Origin of the sequence: Citreimonas sp. (assembly GCF_042096055.1) — a bacterium.
GTDB lineage: Bacteria > Pseudomonadota > Alphaproteobacteria > Rhodobacterales > Rhodobacteraceae > Citreimonas.
Window position 1 is genome coordinate 1 of record NZ_JBELMH010000003.1, and the last position, 17,828, is coordinate 17,828.

At 69.4% G+C, this 17,828-nt stretch carries 17 protein-coding genes; 10 read left to right on the plus strand and 7 right to left on the minus strand.

Annotated features, from left to right (window positions below):
- From ACFDTC_RS01515 to hmgA, 4 genes are all read right to left on the minus strand, one after another.
- A partial coding sequence (locus ACFDTC_RS01515; RefSeq protein WP_375257099.1) for an FAD-dependent monooxygenase occupies positions 1 to 703 on the minus strand: 703 nt, incomplete at its 3' end.
- 26 nt (positions 704 to 729) lie between these two features.
- Positions 730 to 1,680 carry an MBL fold metallo-hydrolase gene (locus ACFDTC_RS01520; protein WP_375257100.1) on the minus strand — a complete coding sequence of 317 codons (951 nt, stop codon included), beginning with the start codon at positions 1,678 to 1,680 and terminating at the stop codon, positions 730 to 732.
- Between the two features lie 11 nt (positions 1,681 to 1,691).
- On the minus strand, positions 1,692 to 2,921 hold the full coding sequence (gene fahA / locus ACFDTC_RS01525; RefSeq protein ID WP_375257101.1) for a fumarylacetoacetase: 1,230 nt from the start codon (positions 2,919 to 2,921) through the stop codon (positions 1,692 to 1,694).
- Positions 2,918 to 4,210, minus strand: coding sequence for a homogentisate 1,2-dioxygenase (hmgA, locus tag ACFDTC_RS01530; RefSeq protein WP_375257180.1), 1,293 nt, complete (start codon positions 4,208 to 4,210; stop codon positions 2,918 to 2,920). Before hmgA ends, fahA begins: the two co-directional genes overlap by 4 nt.
- Positions 4,211 to 4,359: 149 nt before the next feature.
- On the opposite strand from hmgA, the gene ACFDTC_RS01535 reads away from it, so the two are divergent.
- Complete coding sequence (locus ACFDTC_RS01535; protein ID WP_375257102.1) at positions 4,360 to 4,794, plus strand: MarR family winged helix-turn-helix transcriptional regulator; 435 nt, start codon at positions 4,360 to 4,362, stop codon at positions 4,792 to 4,794.
- A 95-nt stretch (positions 4,795 to 4,889) separates the two neighbouring features.
- Here ACFDTC_RS01535 and ACFDTC_RS01540 read toward each other — a convergent pair whose 3' ends face one another.
- Both ACFDTC_RS01540 and ACFDTC_RS01545 read right to left on the minus strand, forming a co-directional pair.
- Positions 4,890 to 7,550, minus strand: a complete 2,661-nt coding sequence (locus tag ACFDTC_RS01540; protein ID WP_375257103.1) for a methyl-accepting chemotaxis protein — start codon at positions 7,548 to 7,550, stop codon at positions 4,890 to 4,892.
- An 86-nt stretch (positions 7,551 to 7,636) separates the two neighbouring features.
- Positions 7,637 to 8,782, minus strand: coding sequence for an ABC transporter substrate-binding protein (locus ACFDTC_RS01545; RefSeq protein WP_375257104.1), 1,146 nt, complete (start codon positions 8,780 to 8,782; stop codon positions 7,637 to 7,639).
- A 269-nt stretch (positions 8,783 to 9,051) separates the two neighbouring features.
- Here ACFDTC_RS01545 and phnC point away from each other — a divergent pair, with 269 nt between their 5' ends.
- The 4 genes from phnC (at position 9,052) to phnE (ACFDTC_RS01565) (ending at position 13,137) form a co-directional block, all read left to right on the plus strand.
- On the plus strand, positions 9,052 to 9,873 hold the full coding sequence (phnC, locus tag ACFDTC_RS01550) for a phosphonate ABC transporter ATP-binding protein (RefSeq protein WP_375257105.1): 822 nt from the start codon (positions 9,052 to 9,054) through the stop codon (positions 9,871 to 9,873).
- Between the two features lie 96 nt (positions 9,874 to 9,969).
- A complete protein-coding gene (gene phnD, locus ACFDTC_RS01555; protein WP_375257106.1) occupies positions 9,970 to 10,878 on the plus strand; it encodes a phosphonate ABC transporter substrate-binding protein in 909 nt (302 codons plus the stop codon).
- A 65-nt stretch (positions 10,879 to 10,943) separates the two neighbouring features.
- Complete coding sequence (phnE, locus tag ACFDTC_RS01560; protein ID WP_375257107.1) at positions 10,944 to 11,810, plus strand: phosphonate ABC transporter, permease protein PhnE; 867 nt, start codon at positions 10,944 to 10,946, stop codon at positions 11,808 to 11,810.
- A 4-nt stretch (positions 11,811 to 11,814) separates the two neighbouring features.
- Positions 11,815 to 13,137 (plus strand): phosphonate ABC transporter, permease protein PhnE, encoded by a 1,323-nt coding sequence (phnE, locus tag ACFDTC_RS01565; protein WP_375257108.1) that lies wholly within the window; start codon positions 11,815 to 11,817, stop codon positions 13,135 to 13,137.
- Between the two features lie 57 nt (positions 13,138 to 13,194).
- Here phnE (ACFDTC_RS01565) and phnF read toward each other — a convergent pair whose 3' ends face one another.
- Positions 13,195 to 13,923 carry a phosphonate metabolism transcriptional regulator PhnF gene (gene phnF / locus ACFDTC_RS01570; protein ID WP_375257109.1) on the minus strand — a complete coding sequence of 243 codons (729 nt, stop codon included), beginning with the start codon at positions 13,921 to 13,923 and terminating at the stop codon, positions 13,195 to 13,197.
- 99 nt (positions 13,924 to 14,022) lie between these two features.
- On the opposite strand from phnF, the gene phnG reads away from it, so the two are divergent.
- The 5 genes from phnG to phnK are packed head-to-tail and all read left to right on the plus strand — an operon-like array spanning position 14,023 to position 17,825.
- A complete protein-coding gene (phnG, locus tag ACFDTC_RS01575; protein ID WP_375257110.1) occupies positions 14,023 to 14,508 on the plus strand; it encodes a phosphonate C-P lyase system protein PhnG in 486 nt (161 codons plus the stop codon).
- A complete protein-coding gene (gene phnH / locus ACFDTC_RS01580) occupies positions 14,508 to 15,086 on the plus strand; it encodes a phosphonate C-P lyase system protein PhnH (protein WP_375257111.1) in 579 nt (192 codons plus the stop codon). The genes phnG and phnH overlap by 1 nt, the downstream gene beginning before the upstream one ends.
- Entirely contained in the window at positions 15,086 to 16,174 is a 1,089-nt protein-coding gene (locus ACFDTC_RS01585) for a carbon-phosphorus lyase complex subunit PhnI (protein WP_375257112.1), read from the plus strand. The genes phnH and ACFDTC_RS01585 overlap by 1 nt, the downstream gene beginning before the upstream one ends.
- Positions 16,171 to 17,028, plus strand: coding sequence for an alpha-D-ribose 1-methylphosphonate 5-phosphate C-P-lyase PhnJ (locus tag ACFDTC_RS01590; protein ID WP_375257113.1), 858 nt, complete (start codon positions 16,171 to 16,173; stop codon positions 17,026 to 17,028). The genes ACFDTC_RS01585 and ACFDTC_RS01590 overlap by 4 nt, the downstream gene beginning before the upstream one ends.
- Positions 17,028 to 17,825: a phosphonate C-P lyase system protein PhnK gene (gene phnK / locus ACFDTC_RS01595; RefSeq protein ID WP_375257114.1), complete on the plus strand. Its 798-nt coding sequence runs from the start codon at positions 17,028 to 17,030 to the stop codon at positions 17,823 to 17,825. Before ACFDTC_RS01590 ends, phnK begins: the two co-directional genes overlap by 1 nt.
- The last annotated feature ends 3 nt before the right edge of the window (positions 17,826 to 17,828 follow it).

Genomic DNA, 17,828 nt, shown 5'->3' on the forward strand with positions numbered 1-17,828 from the left:
GCGGCTGGAACCAGAACCAGCGCTCGGTCGGAAAGTCGGCCTTCATGCGCACGTCAGCGATGAGAAAGCTGTCCTGGAACACCTTGCCGTCGAACCCCAGCCCCAGCGCCTTGCGCGTGGGCGACCCCGCGCCGTCGCAGGCCAGCACCCAGTCGGCGGTGATGGCGTAGGGCCCGTCAGGCGTGACGATCCGCAGGCGGGCGCCGTCGTCGCGCACGTCGAGCCCCTCGACTCGGTTCCTGCCGCGGATCTCGATCGGCGCGCCTTCGCCCTGGGCCTGCCGGATGCGCTCGACGAGAAATTTCTCGAAATACGGCTGCTGCAGGTTGATGAAGGCGGGCCGCCGGTGCTCTCCTTCGGGCAGCAGGTTGAAGTCGAAGACCTTGTCGTGCCCGTGAAAGACCTTGCCCAGGTTCCACACGACGCCCTTGTCGACCATCGGATCGCCGCAGCCCAGCCGGTCGCAGATCTCGAGCGTGCGCTTGGCGAAGCAGATCGCGCGGCTGCCCTCGCCCACGCCCTCGTGGTCGTCGAGCACCAGCGTCGCGATCCCCTGCAGGCCCAGGTCCAGCGCCGCCGCCATGCCGACGGGTCCACCGCCGATGATCACCACGGGATGATGCGCCTCGGCGGCGCCGTCCTGATCGGCGCTGCGTTCGTAGGGATAAAGCCTGTGCGCCAGCGAATAGCGGTCGTCGAGCATCTCGTGTCCTCCCGGCGGGCCACCTGCTACTTCTGCAGCGCGTCCCACATCTCCTTGTCGCGCGAGGCGGTCCAGACGCGCGGCGTGTCGATGCCCTGCGCCTCGTCGTAGGCCCGGGCGACATTGAACGGCAGGCAGTGTTCGTAGATCGCGTAGTCGCCGAACTTCGGGTCGCAGACCTCGCGCACATGGGCCATCGCGTCCTGCAGCGAGCCGCCCTTCACCGCCACGCGCCGCACCGCGTCGAAGGTCGAGGCGACGAAATCCGCGGTGTTGTCGAGCGCGGCGTTCACCATGTCGCGGCCCACCAGCGCGTCGCCCCGTCCGGGCGCGATCGCGTCGAGGTCGAAGGCGCGGATGCGGTCCAGCGTCTTCGGCCAGTCGGCGTAGTGGCCGTCGCCGCAGTAGCAGGCCGAGTGGTATTCCACGATGTCGCCGGTGAACATCACGTTGGCATCCGGCACGTGGATCACGATGTCGCCGGCGGTGTGCGCGCGGCCCAGCTTCATCAGATCGACGCGGCGATTGCCGAGATAGACGCTCATCCGGTCGCTGAAGGTGGTCGTCGGCCAGGTCAGGCCGGGGATGCTCTCGTGCCCCTGGAACAGGCGCGGGAAGCGGTCGAACTCGCTGTTCCAGTCCTCCTGCCCGCGCTCGGCGACCATGGCGCGGGCCACGTCGGACATGATGGTCTCGCGCGCGTCGTAGGCCGAGGCGCCGAGCACGCGCACCGCGTGGTAATGCGTCAGGACCAGGTGGCTGATCGGCTTGTCTGTGACCTCGCGCACCTTCTCGATGACCTTCTCGGCCAGGCGCGGCGTGGCCTGCGCCTCGACGATCATCACGCTGTCGTCGCCGATGATGACGCCCGAATTCGGATCGCCCTCGGCGGTGAAGGCCCAAAGCCCGTCGCCCACCTCGGTGAAGCTGATCTTCTTGTCCGCCATGTCGCCGGCAGAGGCGAATGCCTTGCTCATGTCCTGTCCTTTCAAATGTCCGGTGCGGGCCGGATCGTGCCCGTGCAGGCGCCGAAGCCTATGCGGAAGCCTGCGCCCTGCGCGTGCCCCTTCAACGTCAGCGTGTCGCCGTCCTCGATGAAGGTGCGGGGCTCGCCACCCACGGTGATCGGGTTCGCCCCGCCCCATGTCATCTCGAGCAGCGAGCCGCAATTCTCGGGGGTGGGCCCCGAGATCGTGCCCGACCCCAGCAGGTCGCCCGTGCGCATCGCGCAGCCCGAGGACGCGTGGTGCGCCAATTGCTGGGCCGACGAATAGTAGAGTTCGCGCATGTTTGTGGTGCTGATAGTCTGGCCATTCATCTCGACGCTCAACGCGACGTCGTAGAGGCCGGGCGAATCTTCGTGCAGGTAGGGCAGCAGCGGCACCTCGCGCGTGGGCGCGGGAGCCGCAAAAGGCGCCAGCGCCTCGGTGGTCACGATCCACGGGCTGATCGACGTGGCGAAGGCCTTGGCCTGGAACGGGCCCAGCGGCTGGTATTCCCACGCCTGGATGTCGCGCGCCGACCAGTCGTTGAGCAGCACGTAGCCGAAGATCATCTGTCGCGCCTGCGCCACCGTCACGGGCTGACCCATCTGCGACGGCGTGCCGACGATGGCGCCGATCTCCAGCTCGATATCCAGCCGCTTGCTCGGACCGAACTCGGGTGCCGCAGCGTCCCTCGCCTTGGTCTGGCCCAGCGGGCGGCGGATCTCGGTGCCCGACACGACCACGGTCGAAGCGCGGCCGTTGTAGCCGATCGGGATGTGCAGCCAGTTGGGCGGCAGCGCGTTCTCGGGGCCGCGGAACATCGTGCCGACATTGGTGGCGTGCTGCCGGCAGGCGTAGAAATCGGTGTACTCGGTCACCGCGAACGGCATGTGCGGGCGCGCATCGCTCATGGGCACCAGCAGCGGCTCGACCGCCGCCCGCTTTTCCGCCCCCTCGGCCAGAAGCTGGATCAGCCGCGCGCGGAAGTCTTGCCAGGCCTGCGGGCCGGCCGCCATCAGCGGGTTCCATCGCGCGTCGCGCAGCAGCCCGTCGGTGCCGGTCAGGCCGCGCTCCTCGGCGCTGGCGACGTCGAGGATGTGGTCGCCGATCGCCACACCGCAGCGTGGCGAGAGCGCCCCGGTGGAGAACACGCCATAGGGCAGGTTGTTCAGCGGAAAGTCGGTGCCCGGATCGTTGGCCCCGGCGACCCAGCTGCGCCGCAGGTCGCTCATTTCTTCCCCGGCGTGCCGTCGAACTTCTTTTCCAGCCCGTCCCAGCAATCGACGTAATCGTCCTGCAGCGGCGCCTCGCGCGCGGCGAACTCGGTCAGGTGCTGGGGAAAGCGCGTCTCGAACATGAACGACATGGTGTTCTCGAGCTTGTGGGGCTTGAGATCGGCGTTCGACGCGCCCTCGAACGCCTCGCGGTCGGGGCCATGGGGGAGCATGCAATTGTGCAGGCTCATGCCGCCGGGGACGAAGCCCTGGGGTTTCGCGTCGTACTGGCCGTGGATGTTGCCCATCAACTCGGACATGACGTTCTTGTGGTACCACGGCGGGCGGAACGTGTCCTCGGCCACCATCCAGCGGTCGCGGAACAGCACGAAGTCGATGTTGGCGGTGCCCTCCATGCCCGACGGAGCGGTGAGTACGGTGAAGATCGACGGGTCGGGGTGGTCGAACAGGATCGCGCCGACCGGGCAATAGGTGCGCAGGTCGTACTTGCACGGGGCGTAATTGCCGTGCCACGCCACGACGTCGAGCGGGCTGTGCCCGATCTCGCTGCGGTGGAACTGGCCGCACCACTTGACGGTGATCGTCGACGGTGTCTCGCGATCCTCGAAGGCGGCGACCGGCGTCTTGAAGTCGCGCCGGTTCGCCATGCAGTTCGCGCCGATGGGCCCGCGCCCGGGAAGGTCGAACTTCTGGCCGTAATTCTCGCACACGAAACCGCGGCACGGACCTTCCAGCACCTCGACCCGATAGACGAGGCCGCGCGGGATCAGCGCGATCTCCTGCGGCTCGACGTCGATCACGCCCAGCTCGGTCGCAAAGCGCAGCCGGCCTTCCTGCGGGACGACCAGAAGCTCTCCGTCGGCGGAATAGAAGTACTCGTCGACCATCGATTGCGTGACGAGATAGACATGGCTCGCCATGCCGGTCTGGGTGTTCACGTCGCCCGCGGTGGTCATCGTGCGCATGCCGGTCAGCCAGGTCAGCGCCGCGTCGGTCTGCGGCACCGGGTCCCAGCGGTACTGGCCCAGAGACGTCACGTCCTGGGGCATGTGCGGCGCGGATTTCCAGTACGGCAGGTCGATGCGCTGGTAGCGGCCCTGGTGCCGCACGCTGGGCCGGATGCGGTAGCACCACGTGCGCTCGTTCTGGTGGCTGGGCGCGGTGAACGCCGTGCCCGACAGCTGTTCGCCGTAGAGGCCGTAATTCACCTTCTGCGGGCTGTTCATCCCCTGCGGCAGCGCGCCGGGCAGCGCCTCGGTCTCGAAGTCGTTGCCGAAGCCGGGCATGTAGCGGTCGGATGCGGTCGGGGCGAGCGTGCCCTCGACCCGACCTTTCGCGTGCGCGTCCTGCGTCATCGGACCCTCTCCTTGCGGTTGGTTGAGGCGCAGGATAAAGTCTCGTTTGTAACCAACAAGGGGCGTCGGGAGGGTCAGCGATGGGCGAATTCAGCCTGGACAACTTCGTGCCCTACCTGCTCAACCAGGCGGCCGAGCAGACCAGCCTCGAGTTCTCGGCGGTCTACCGGGACCACTATGCCATGCTGCGGACAGAATGGCGCGTGCTGTTCCACCTGGGCCACTACGGCCCGATGACGGCGACCGAGATCGGGCGCCTTTCCCGCATGCACAAGACCAAGATCAGCCGGTCGGTCAAGGCTCTAAAGGAAAAGCGCTTCATCGCGACGTCGGAAGTGCCCGGAGATCGCCGCCGCGAGACGCTCAGCCTGCTGCCGGCCGGCCGCCGGGCGTTCGACGACCTCGTCGGCATCGCCGAGCGTCACAACGCCCGGCTTCTGTCGCAGTTTTCTCCGGGCGAACGGCTGATCCTGCTGGATTGCCTGCAGAGGCTTTCCGGAATCGACGCACGGTAAATCCGTTGCGTTTGTAACCGCCCGTTACCTGCGACGCCCGCCCCGTCCGGTCAGACCCAACCCTCGGCTTTGACCGGACGGGGCGGCCGCAGAAGTCACGCCGCGCGCGCCGGCCCGGACTTGCGTGCAGGGCCCGCCCCGTCCGCCGCGGCCGCTTTCCGAGCCTGCCCCGCATCGACCGAGAAGCGCGCGGCCAGCGCGGACAGGCGCAGCGCCTCGTTGTTCAGGCCGGAGGTTGCCTCGGTCGTCCGGTGAACCATTGCCGCGTTCTCCTGCGTGACGACGTCGAGGTCGGTCATCGCGGTGTTGACCTCCTTCAGGCTGGTGGCCTGGTCGACCGACGACTGGGTGATGCCCGCAACCATGGTCGAGACGTCGCCGAAGCGTTCCAGGATCGACATCAGTGCGTCACCCGCGTTGCCCACCAGATCGACGCCGTGTTCGACGCGCTGCGCGCTGTCGCTGATCAGCGCCTTGATCTGCATCGCCGAATCCGACGACCGCTGCGCAAGGCCCCGAACCTCGGATGCGACGACGGCGAAACCCAGCCCCGCCTCTCCCGCCCGCGCGGCCTCGACCCCGGCGTTGAGCGAAAGCAGGTTGGTCTGGAACGCGATGTCGTCGATCACGCTGACGATGCTCGAGATCTTGTCCGAGCTGGTCTTGATCGCCTGCATCGCGTCGATCGCCTCGCGCACGACGCTGCGGCTCTGCTCGGCCTCGGTCTTAGCGGCCTCGAGCGTGGTTTCCACGTCGCGAGCATGGCCGGCGGCGGCGTTGACGTTCGACGTGACCTCATCCAGCGCCGCGACCGATTCCTCGAGCGTGGCGGCCTGGCTTTCGGTGCGGCGCGACAGGTCGTCCGACGCGGCGCTGAGCTCGCCCGTGCCGGACAGGATCACCGACGACGATTCGGACAGTTCGCGCAGCATGTCGCGCAGGTTGTCCTGGGCGTTGTTGAAGTCGGTCCGCAGCTTGTCGTAGCCCTCGGCCATGTCCTCGTCGATGCGGCGGGTCAGGTCCCCGCGCGACAGGCGTTCCAGCCCGTTGCCGATCAGCGTCACCGCGGCCATCTGTTCGGCCATGCGCGCCTCGCGCTCGGCTTCCTGGCGGGCCTCCATCGCGTCCTTCTCGATCAGGCCGTCGCGGAACACCGCCAGGGCGCGCGCGATGCGGTTGATCTCGAGGCTGGCGCGGTCGAAGCCGGTCACCTCGGAGAGGTCGCCGCTGGCCAGCCGCTCGGTCGTCTCGCTGATGCGGCGCAGCGGGCGTTGCACCAGCAGCCGGGTGAGCAGCAGCGCCATCAGCACGCCGGCCCCCTGCACGATCAGCAGCATGTCGACCCGCTCGCGCGCGCCGGCGATCTCGGCCTGGATGTCGGTGGCCATCGCCGCGATCTCGCCGCGGCTGGCATCACCGAGTTCGGCCGCGCGCTCGCTGATGAGCAGCACCGCCGCCGACGTCGCCTGAACCGCCTCGGCCGCGGCGATGGTCGCCTCGAGTGCCGCGATCTTAAAGGCCGGCAGGCCCGCCCGTGGATCGGCGAGGCGGGCAAGCTCGGCCAGCGGCGCATCGAGCGCGCCGTCGGCGAAACCGGCATGCGCCGCCAGCGCCTGCGCATTGCGCTGCAGGTCGGGCGCGACCAGCCGCACGTCGTCGGGATGCTGCGCGGCCACCACGTCGAGCGCGGATTCCTGGAAGCGGACGACGGCGCCGCTGATCTCGAACAGCGTGTTGATGAAGGACACTTCGTCGTCGAGCAGGCCCTGGATCGCGGCGCGGTTCTCGGCGCTGGCCTCCTCGGCGGCGATCATCAGGCCGAAGATCATGTCGTCGATGGCACTGGCCAGCAGCACGTCCGCGTCCCGCCGCAGGGCGAGGATGCGGCTGGTCGCCGCGCCCGTGCGCCCCACCCGCGCCTGCCGGATCTCGGCGAAGGCGCCGGCGGCCTCGCGGATCGGCTGGGCCGAGCCGGCGCCGTAATCGTTGGCCTCCAGCGCGGCGACGAGTTCGGCCAGTCGCGCGTCGGCCGCCAGCGCGAGATCGTCGAGAATCGAGCGCGTCGAATCGTCGGTGCTGAGCTGCGCCGACAGGATCGCGCCCGACAGCAGGTTGATCTCGGCGCGCGCGCCGAGCAGCAATTGCAGCGCGCCGAATTGCTGCTCGACCAGGTCCGACAGCGTCGCGTCGACGGCCCCGATCGTCGTCTCGCCGCCCATGGCGAGGTCGAAATACGCGGTGTCGGCCATCTCGACCATCTGCTCGGACAGGTTCGATGCGGCGGCGCGCAGCGCGTCGAGCCCCTCGGCCACTCGGGCCTCGTTCTCGAATTGCAGCGCGCGGGCGGAAACCAGTGCGCCCAGCCGTTCGCCCGCCTCGGTCGCGTCGCCCTGCAGGTCGGCGCGCAATTCGTCCGACAGGCCGGCGACAGCGGTGTCCAGATGCGCGGCCGCGTCGCGGGCCGCCTGCGCGCGGTCGTCCAGCACAGCCGCGTCTCGTGCGGTGATGGCGCCGATCATCGCGTTCTTGGCGCTGTCGGTCGCCGCGACCAGCGCGCCGCTCTGCTCGAGCGCCGGAAGCTCGGCGCGGGTGAGGTGCGCCATGTCCTGCGACACGCGCCCGAAGACCATCGCCGCGACGACGCCCAGCAGCGCCGAGACGCCGCCCAGCGCCAGCAGGATCAGCGTCAGGCGCGCGCCGATGCTCGAGAACCAGCCACGGCGCGACCGACGGGACTTGAGGATTTTCGCACTCATGAAGGGACCTGCATTCGTGAAGAAGGACCGGCCGGGCCGGAGGACAGGGCCGCCCGGCACCGGGCGGCCCGCGTTTCGGTCGTGCGTTACTCGACGGGCTCGAACGTGCCGTCGGCGGTGATGCGTGTCAGGAAGACCGATTCCATGCCCTGGTTGTCGCCGGGGCCGAAGGCCATCGACACGCCGCCCAGATCGAGCGAACCTAGCGTGGTCATCGTCTGTACGAAGTTTTCGCGCGTGACGTCCTTGCCGGCCTTCTCGAGCGCCATGATGGCCAGCCGCCCGGTCAGGTAGCCTTCGAGCGAGACGAAGCCGGGTTCGGCCGCGGGGTCCACCGCCTTCAGCGCGGCGTGGTAGGCGGCGACGGCCGGGATCGAGGTGTCCCACGGGAACGGCACGACCTGGCTGACGATCACGCCCTCGCCGTCGGCACCCAGCTCGCCGGCCAGCGCCTCGGAGCCCACGAACGAGATGTTGACGAAGGTCGGGTCGAACTTGAGCGAGCGCGACAGGCGGATGAACTCGGCCACCGGCTTGTAGGCGCCGACCATGACGACGGCGTCGGGCTCGGCCTTGCGGATGCCGAGCAGCGCCTTCTTCACCGCGACGGTGTTGCGGGTGTAGGTGCCCTCTGCGGCCAGCGTCATGCCGCGCTTCTCGAGCGCCGCTTTAACGCCATCCAGACCCACGCGGCCAAAGCCGTCGTCCTGGTAGAGGATCGCGATCGTGTCCATGCCCTCGCGGTCGACGAGGTATTCGATCCACGCCTCGGTCTCGGCGAAGTAGTCGGCACGCACGTTCAGCACGTTCGACAGCTGCGGGTCACGCAGGAAGCCGGCGCCGGTGAACGGGCCGATGAAGGGCATGCCCGCCTCGGTCGCGGCCGGCTGGGTGGCGGCGCTGGTGGGGGTGCCCACGGCGCCGATCAGGCCCAGGTGACCGTCGCCGCCGATGACGGTCTTGACGTGCGCGACCGACCGGTCGGGCTCGTAGCCGTCGTCGAAGCTGTCCAGCACGATCTGGCGGCCATGCACGCCGCCGGCGGCGTTGGCCTCCTCGAACGCAGCGAGCAGGCCGAGGCGCATGCCCTGGCCCAGCGCGGCGGCCGGACCGTCGAGTGCGGCGACCTGCGCGAAATGGACCTGCGCGCTTTCGATGCCCTGAACGGCGCCGGCGAGATGCGGCAGGGCGGCGAGCACCGCCGCGGCCGCGATGGATTTCCTGAATGGCATGGGGGACCCTTCCCTAGTTGTGCGAAGGCGATCGTCAAGCTTCGGGTTTAACAAAACGCGAGTGCGGCCCCGCGTCGGCCCGCCGATCTGCTTAAAATGCGCGACGATCGCCGCGTGCGGCGTTGTGCGGCAGGCGTGCGACCCTACCCGGCGCGGCGCCGCCGGCTGTCACCAATCCTTCGCAAATCCGACACGAAACCGAATCCGGACCATCAAGAAACTGACGTGTGGCGCCCGTAGACCGCCCCCAAGCCAAGGGGGTGGCAGGAATGCTTCAGATAACCGACCTGACGAGGCGCTTCGGCGACAAGCGCGCCGTCGACAAGGTCTCGTTCCACATCGAGCGGCCGGCGATGGTCGGCATCATCGGACGTTCGGGCGCGGGCAAGTCGACGCTGCTGCGCATGCTGAACCGGCTGACCGACGCCAGCGAAGGCCGGATCGTCTTCGACGGACAGGACGTGACCGATCTGCGCGGCCGCGAGAAACGTGCCTGGCAGTCGCGCTGCGCGATGATCTTCCAGCAGTTCAACCTGGTCCCGCGCATGGACGTGGTGTCGAACGTGCTGCACGGCACGTTGAACCGCCGCTCGACCCTGGCGACGATGTTCAACCTCTACCCCCAATCCGACATCCACCTCGCGATCGAGATCCTCGACCGGCTGGGCATCGCCGAACAGGCGCCCAAGCGCGCCGAGGCGCTGTCGGGCGGCCAGCAGCAGCGCGTCGCCATCGCGCGCGCCCTGATGCAGGACCCGGCGGTGATCCTGGCGGACGAGCCGATCGCCAGCCTCGACCCGATGAACGCGCGCATCGTCATGGACGCCCTGCGCCGCATCCACGAGGAAGACGGCCGCATGGTGGTGTGCAACCTGCACACGCTCGACACCGCGCGCAGCTACTGCGACCGCATCATAGGCATGCGCGACGGACGCGTGGTCTTCGACGGCACGCCCGAGCAGCTGACCACCGGTGTCGCACGCGACATCTACGGCGCCGGCGCGGACTTCTCCGAGGCCGCCACCTCGACCGACATCCAGACACTGGACAGACCGCAGCGCGAACGGGGCAAGGCCCGCGCGCTGGTCTGAACCAGTCGAAACCCCGCGACGCGCGGGCCCGTCCCGCCCTCGTCGCGGGACCTACCCGGGTGCCCGCGCCGCGGGACCCTCAAACGGAGAGACGTGATGAAAAAGACCCTCGCATTCGCCCTTGCGACCACCGCGCTGGCCAGCATGGCGCAGGCCCAGGAAATCGACGAGTTCCGCATCGGCATCCTCGGCGGCGAGAACGCCCAGGACCGCCTGAACAGCTATGCCTGCCTGCAGGAATACACCGAAGAGGCGCTGGGCGTGCCGGTCAAGCTGTTCGCGCCCGCCGACTACAACGGCGTTATTCAGGGCCTGCTGGGCGGCACCATCGACATGGCCTGGCTGGGCGCCTCGGCCTATGCCGCCACGTACCTGCAGGACCCCGAAGTGGTCGAGCCGGTGCTGGTCAAGGTCAACCTCGACGGCTCGATCGGCTACCACTCGATCGGCTTCGCCCGCAAGGACAGCGGCGTCGCGTCGCTGGAAGGCATGGAAGGCAAGGTCTTCGGCTTCGGCGACCCGAACTCGACCTCAGGCTACCTCATCCCGTCGATCGAGATCCCCCAGCAGGGCGAGAAGATCACCATGGAGCCGGGCGAGTACTTCGGCGACGTCGTCTTCACCGGCGGTCACGAGCAGACCATCGTCGCGGTGTTCAACGGCGACATCGACGGCGGCGTGACCTGGGCCGACGGCCAGGGCAACTGGGAAGACGGCTACAACTCGGGCGCGCTGCGCAAGGCGGTCGATGCCGGCCTCGTCGACATGAACGAGCTGGTCGAGATCTGGAAGTCCAAGGTCATCCCCGAGGGCCCGGTCGTGCTGCGCACCGCCCTGCCCGAGGACGTCCGGACCACCATGACCGAGCTGGTCGACGGCCTGCACGAGCGTGACGCCGACTGCGCCTACAATGTCGCCGCCGGCGACACGCTGGGCTTCCAGCCGGTCGACCACGACACCTACCAGTCGATCATCGAGGCGCGCCGCGCCGTGATCGGCGAATAAGCGACCCTGCCCCGAACCGGCGGACCTTCGCGGTCCGCCGGTCTTCTCTTTTCCGAAGGCTTCTCATGACCGACGCCACCCATCCCGGCGCGCCCAGCGTCCAGACGATCCAGTCCGGCTACATGGAGCAGGTGCGCCGCCGCAGGCTCTATGGCGGGCTGACGCTGCTGATCTTCGTGCTGCTGATGGCCTCGGGCTTCATGGTCGCGGACGAGCGCAACGCGGGCGGGTTCTGGGAAGGGCTGCACCAGGTCGGCGACTATCCCGCCGACGTGCTGTCCGAGGCGTGGGAAAAGCGCGCGCAACTGCCCTCGCTGATGGTGCGCTTCTTTCCCGCGCTGATCGAGACGGTCAACATCGCCGCCGTGTCCACCCTCATCGGCGCCGCGCTCGGCATCCTGCTGTCGCTGCTGGCCACGCGCGGCCTCGCGCCCGCGCCGCGGCTGATCCCGGTGTTCCGCCGGCTGATGGACGTGATGCGCGCCATCCCCGAGATCGTCATCGCGCTGGTGCTGATCTTCGTGCTGGGCGGCGGCCCGGTGCCGGCGATGATCGCCATCGCCATCCACACCGCCGGCGCGCTGGGCAAGCTCTTCTCCGAGGTCGCCGAGAACGCCAGCCTCGGTTCCGTGCAGGGCCTGGCGTCGACCGGGGCGAACTGGTGGCAGCAGATGCTGCTGGGCGTCATGCCCCAGGTGGCGCCGAACTACCTGTCCTACGGGCTGCTGCGGTTCGAGATCAACATCCGCGCCTCGGCCATCCTGGGCTTCGTCGGCGCGGGGGGCCTCGGCTACGAGCTGCGCAACTCGATGGCCTGGGGGCCGGGCCGCTTTGACGAGGCGGCGGCGATCTTCATCCTGCTCTTCGGCACGATCGTGCTCTTCGACCAGATCTCCTCGCGCTACCGCAACCGCCTGACACACGGGGCCTGACGCCATGACCGACGCGACGCTCGACCTTGCCAAGACCGGCGCCGACCGGCTGCTGGCCCGCAAGCGCCTGACCGCCTTCGCCGTGCCGGCGGTGATCCTGGCGTACCTCACCTACGTCTTCTTCGCCTTCGACGTGCCGGGCCTCGCGCAGCGCGCACAGCTCGAGAACGCGGTCACGCTGGCCTCGGACAGCTGGTCGCACAAGGTCCACGTCACGCGCGATCACGGCGACGGCGCGATCGAGTACGCCGTCGAGGGCGAGCGCAAGGGCGCCTATCCCGAAGGCACCCGCCCCGATTGGGTCCGCGTCGAGGGCGACGAGACGATCGTCGAGCTGTCCGAGGGCCACGTGGTGCGCCTGCTGCCCGGCAACCGGATGATCTACGACGTGCCCGGCTACGGCGTAATCGACGCGCGCCGCGAGGGCAACGCCATCGTCACCAACCTGTCCGAGCCCCTGCCCGACTGGATCAGCGCCAGCCGCACCCGCGTCGCCCTGGACACCGAGGGCGGCCGCGTGGCGATCACCCGTTCCAAGACCGAGATCTTCCGCTACTTCGGCGGGTGGGAGCTGTTCTGGTTCACCTTCGAAAGCCCCTATTACGGCGTGCCCGTCACGCAGATCCTGTTCGGCGACCGGCTCGACCCGGCGCGCGCCAACATCGTCGGCGCGGTGCAGGATTTCTGGTCGAACCCGATGTGGCGCCACGGCGATGTGGTCTGGGCCATCGGCGAGACGATCCTGATGGCCTTCCTCGGCACCTTCGGCGCGGCGATCATCGCGCTGCCGCTGGCTTTCGCGGCGGCCAAGGGCTTTGCCCCGCTGAAGACGGTGCGCTTCGGCGTGCGGCGCGTCTTCGACTTCGTGCGCGGCGTCGACGCGCTGATCTGGACGGTCGTTCTGGCCCGCGCCTTCGGCCCCGGCCCGATGACCGGCGCGCTGGCGATCCTGGTCACCGACACCGGCACCTTCGGCAAGATCTTCTCGGAGGCGCTGGAGAACGTCGACCAGAAGCAGATCGAGGGCGTCGCCTCGACCGGGGCGAAGCCGCTGCAGCGCCACCGCTTCGGCGTGATCCCGCAGGTGGTGCCGGTGCTGCTGAGCCAGATCCTCTACTTCCTCGAATCCAACACCCGCAGCGCCACGATCATCGGCGCGATCACCGGCGGCGGCATCGGCTTGATGCTGACGCAGGCGATCCAGACCCAGAAGGACTGGGAAGAGGTCGCCTATTACATCGTCCTGATCGTGCTGATGGTGATGGTCATGGACTGGCTGTCGGGCAAGCTGCGCGGCCGCCTGATCGGCCGCCCCGAGGGACATTGATGCCGCGCTGATCCAGTTTCACGTCCTGTCCGCGAAGGCCCTTTTCGGCCGGACCTTTCAGCCGTCGCCCAGCGTCAGCGTCACCCGGTCGCCCGCGAACCACGTCCGCCCGTAGGCCACCGGCACGCCGTCCGCGTCCACGTCGAGGCCCGTCGAGCGCAGCAGCGGCGCGCCCTCGCGCGACTGCAGGTGCAACGCCTGCACCGCACTGGCCGACACCGCCGTCACGCGGGTCGAGGCGCGGCTGTAATCGACGATGCCGCACCGCGCCAGCGCGTCGGACACGCCCTCGGTTTCGGCCAGCGCCTCGGCGATGCCCGGCAGGCGGTCGACGGGAAAGACCGTCTCGGCCACGGCGACGGGTTGCCCGTCGGCCAGCGACAGCCCGTGCATGGCACAGATGAGCGCGCCCGGCTCGATCGCCAGCGCCGACGCCTCGCCCTCCGTGGCGGCCCGCGTCTCGATCTGCAGGACGCGCTTTTCCGGCCGCTGGCCCGCGCGCAACAGGTTCTCGCGAAAGCGCACGCGGCGACCGATGGGATAATCCGTCGGCCGGGCCGCCACGAACGCGCCTGACCCGCGCCGAGTCCGCACCAGCCCGTCCGAGACCAGCGCAGACAGCGCATGGCGCACGGTGTGCCGGTTCACACCGAAGCGCTCGGCCAGTTGCGCCTCGGTCGCCAGCCGGTCGCCTGGCCCATAGCGGCCCTCGGCGATGTCGTCGCGCAAGGTCGCCGCGATCGCCTGCCAAAGCGGGGTCTTCGAGGCCTCGGTCGATGCTGTCATCGGTCGTCGTCACCCAAATTTCACAAAACGGCGCTGGCGCGCGGGCCGCCCGCCTGCCATAATGTGTATAGTTGTATAGGATATGGCCAAGTTGTCGAGATGAAAGATACCGCGGACAAGGATCACTCCGGGAACGACCCGGACAACGACCGCAAGGCGCGCATGGGGCTACTGGCACGAGCGGCGGCGGGCCGCGTTCCGGCGCTGCTCGACGCGGCCCTTGGGCCCGATGGGCGCCCGGCCTTCGAGTGGCTGCGCGCGCCCGAGATCGGCAGCGTCATGGTGCGCGGCCGCGCCGGGGGCACCGGCGCGCCGTTCAACCTGGGCGAGATGACCGTGACCCGCTGCGCGCTGACGCTGGCGGGTGGCGCGATCGGGCACGCCTGCATCCAGGGCCGCCGCAAGGACGACGCGACCGCCGCCGCGCTGGTCGACGCGCTGATGCAGACCGACGCGGCGGGCACGCTGCGCGCCACCGTGCTGGACCCGCTGCGCGCCGAAGCCGCCGCCCGCCGCACCGGGCGCGCCGAAAAGGCCGCCGCCACGAAAGTCGATTTCTTCACGCTGGTCAGGGGAGAGGATTGATGGACGCCGCAACGCTTCAGGGCGGGTTCGCCACGCCGCCGGTCGATGCCGCGCACGCCTTCCGCGCGGTGATGGAGGCGATGGCTCGCCCCGGCACGATCCACCCTGTCGCGGGGGCGAAACCGCCCGCGCCGCTGTCTGCCGCCGCCGGCGCCGTCCTGCTGACGCTGTGCGACGGCGACACGCCGGTCCACTTGGCGGGCGCGGTCGATTGCGACGCGGTGCGCGCCTGGATCGCCTTCCACACCGGCGCGCCGCTGTCCGGCCCGGCCGAGTGCGCCTTCGCCGTGGGCGACTGGGCGTCGCTCCAGCCGCTCGACCGGTTCCCGCCGGGCACGCCCGAATACCCCGACCGCTCGGCCACGCTGATCGTCGAGCGCGGGACGCTCGAGGCCGAAGGCGCACGGCTCACCGGACCCGGCATCCGCGACGCCGCCGCGCTGTCGCTGCCCGAGACGACCGCCTTCCGCGCCAACGCGGCGCGCTTTCCGCTGGGATTGGACTTCGTGCTGACCTGCGGCGACCGGCTGGCCGCCCTGCCCCGAACCACCCGAGTGACCGAACCGGAGGCGACCTGATGTACGTGGCAGTGAAAGGCGGCGAACGCGCCATCGCCGCGGCGCATGACTGGCTGGCCGAGGAACGCCGCGGCGACGTGGCGGTCCCGGAACTGAGCATCGCGCAGATCCGCGAGCAGATGAGCCTGGCCGTGAACCGCGTCATGGCCGAGGGCTCGCTCTACGATCCCGACCTCGCGGCGCTGGCGATCAAGCAGGCGCGCGGAGACCTGATCGAGGCAATCTTCCTGATCCGCGCCTACCGCACGACCCTGCCGCGCTTCGGCGCCAGCGCCCCGGTCGACACCGGCTCGATGGCCTGCGACAGGCGGATCAGCGCGACGTTCAAGGACCTGCCCGGCGGGCAGGTGCTGGGGCCGACCTTCGATTACACGCACCGCCTGCTCGACTTCAAACTGGCCGCCGAAGGCGAGGCCCCCGAGGCGCCCCGCCGCGACGCCGACACGGCGCCGGTGCCGCGCGTGTCCGATTTCCTCAACCGCGAGGGGCTGATCGAGACCGCCGAGGCGGACGACACGCCACCGCCCGACCTGACGCGCGAGCCGCTGGAACTGCCCGCCGACCGAGCGCTGCGGCTGCAGGCGCTGTCGCGCGCCGACGAGGGCTTCACCCTGGGCCTCGCCTACTCGACCCAGCGCGGCTACGCCCGCAACCACGCCTTCGTGGGCGAGCTGCGCATCGGCACCGTGCCGGTCGAGATGGAGATCCCCGAGCTGGGCTTCGCCGTCGAGATCGGCGAGATCACCCTGACCGAGTGCGAGACCGTGAACCAGTTCACCGGCTCGAAGACCGAACCGCCGCAATTCACCCGCGGCTACGGCCTCGTCTTCGGACAGACCGAGCGCAAGGCAATCAGCATGGCGCTGGTCGACCGCGCGCTGCGCTGGGAGGAGCTGGGCGAGGATTACGTGGGCGCGCCCGCGCAGGACGCCGAGTTCGTGCTCTACCACGCCGACAACATCCAGGCGACCGGGTTCCTCGAGCACATCAAGCTGCCGCATTACGTCGACTTCCAGTCCGAACTGGAGCTGGTGCGCAAGCTGCGGCGCAACGTGGAATCCAGCCAGCAGCAGGAGGCCGCGGAATGACCGCCGACGCCTACAACTTCGCCTATCTCGACGAGCAGACCAAGAAGATGATCCGCCGCGCGATCCTCAAGGGGCTGGCGATTCCGGGCTACCAGGTGCCCTTCGCCAGCCGCGAGATGCCCATGCCCTACGGCTGGGGCACCGGCGGCGTGCAGGTCAGCGCCGCGGTGCTGACGCCCGAGGACACGCTCAAGGTCATCGACCAGGGCGCCGACGACACCACCAACGCCGTGTCGATCCGCGGCTTCTTCGAGCGCACGGCCGGCGTGGCGACGACCACCCGCACCGCCGACGCGACGGTGATCCAGACGCGCCACCGCATCCCCGAGGCTGCGCTGACCGAAGGTCAGGTTCTGGTCTACCAGGTGCCGATCCCCGAGCCGCTGCGCTTTCTGGAACCGCGCGAGACCGAGACGCGCAAGATGCACGCGCTCGAGGAATACGGCCTGATGCACGTCAAGCTCTACGAGGACATCGCGCGCCACGGTCACATCGCCACCGCCTACGCCTACCCGGTGAAGGTCGAGGGGCGCTACGTGATGGACCCGTCGCCGATCCCCAAGTTCGACAACCCCAAGCTGTCCGACTGCCCGGCGATCCAGCTCTTCGGCGCGGGCCGCGAGCAGCGCATCTACGCGCTGCCGCCTTATACCCGCGTCGCCAGCCTCGACTTCGCGGACCACCCGTTCGAGGCCAGCAAGGCCGACCATCCCTGCGGGCTGTGCGGCTCGACCGACAGCTACCTCGACGAGGTGATCACCGACGACGCGGGCGGGCGGATGTTCGTCTGCTCGGACACCGACCATTGCGACACCCGGCAGGCCGCCGGCCATCGCGGAAAGGACGCGGCGTGATGAAGGATTCAAGCTTCGACCGGACCGACACCGCCCTGCTGTCGGTGCGCGGCATCACCAAGCGCTACGGCGCGCATATCGGCTGCGCCGACGTGTCGTTCGACCTCTTTCCCGGCGAGGTCATGGGCATCGTGGGCGAAAGCGGCTCGGGCAAGACGACGCTGCTGAACTGCGTCGCGGGGCACATGGCGCCCGACGACGGCGCGGTGATCTTCGACACCCGCAACGGCGGCCCGCGCGACACCGTCGCCATGTCGGAACCCGAGCGCCGGATGCTGGGCCGCACCGACTGGGCCTTCGTGCACCAGCACGCCCGCGACGGGCTGCGCATGGGCGTCAGCGCCGGCGGCAACGTGGGCGAGCGGCTGATGGCCGTGGGCGCGCGGCATTACGGCGACATCCGCGACAAGGCCACCGACTGGCTGACCCGGGTCGAGATCGATGCCGGCCGCATCGACGACCGCCCCGCGACCTTCTCGGGCGGGATGCAGCAGCGGCTGCAGATCGCGCGAAACCTTGTCACGGGGCCGCGGTTGGTGTTCATGGACGAACCCACCGGAGGGCTGGACGTCAGCGTTCAGGCGCGGCTGCTCGACCTGCTGCGCGGCCTCGTGCGCGACATGGGGCTGTCGGCGGTCATCGTGACCCACGACCTGGCGGTGGTCCGCCTGCTGGCCGACCGCCTGATGGTCATGAAGGACGGCCGCGTGGTCGAATCCGGGCTGACCGACCAGGTGCTGGACGACCCGCAGCACGGCTACACGCAGCTGCTGGTCTCGTCGGTGCTGCAGGCATGAGCC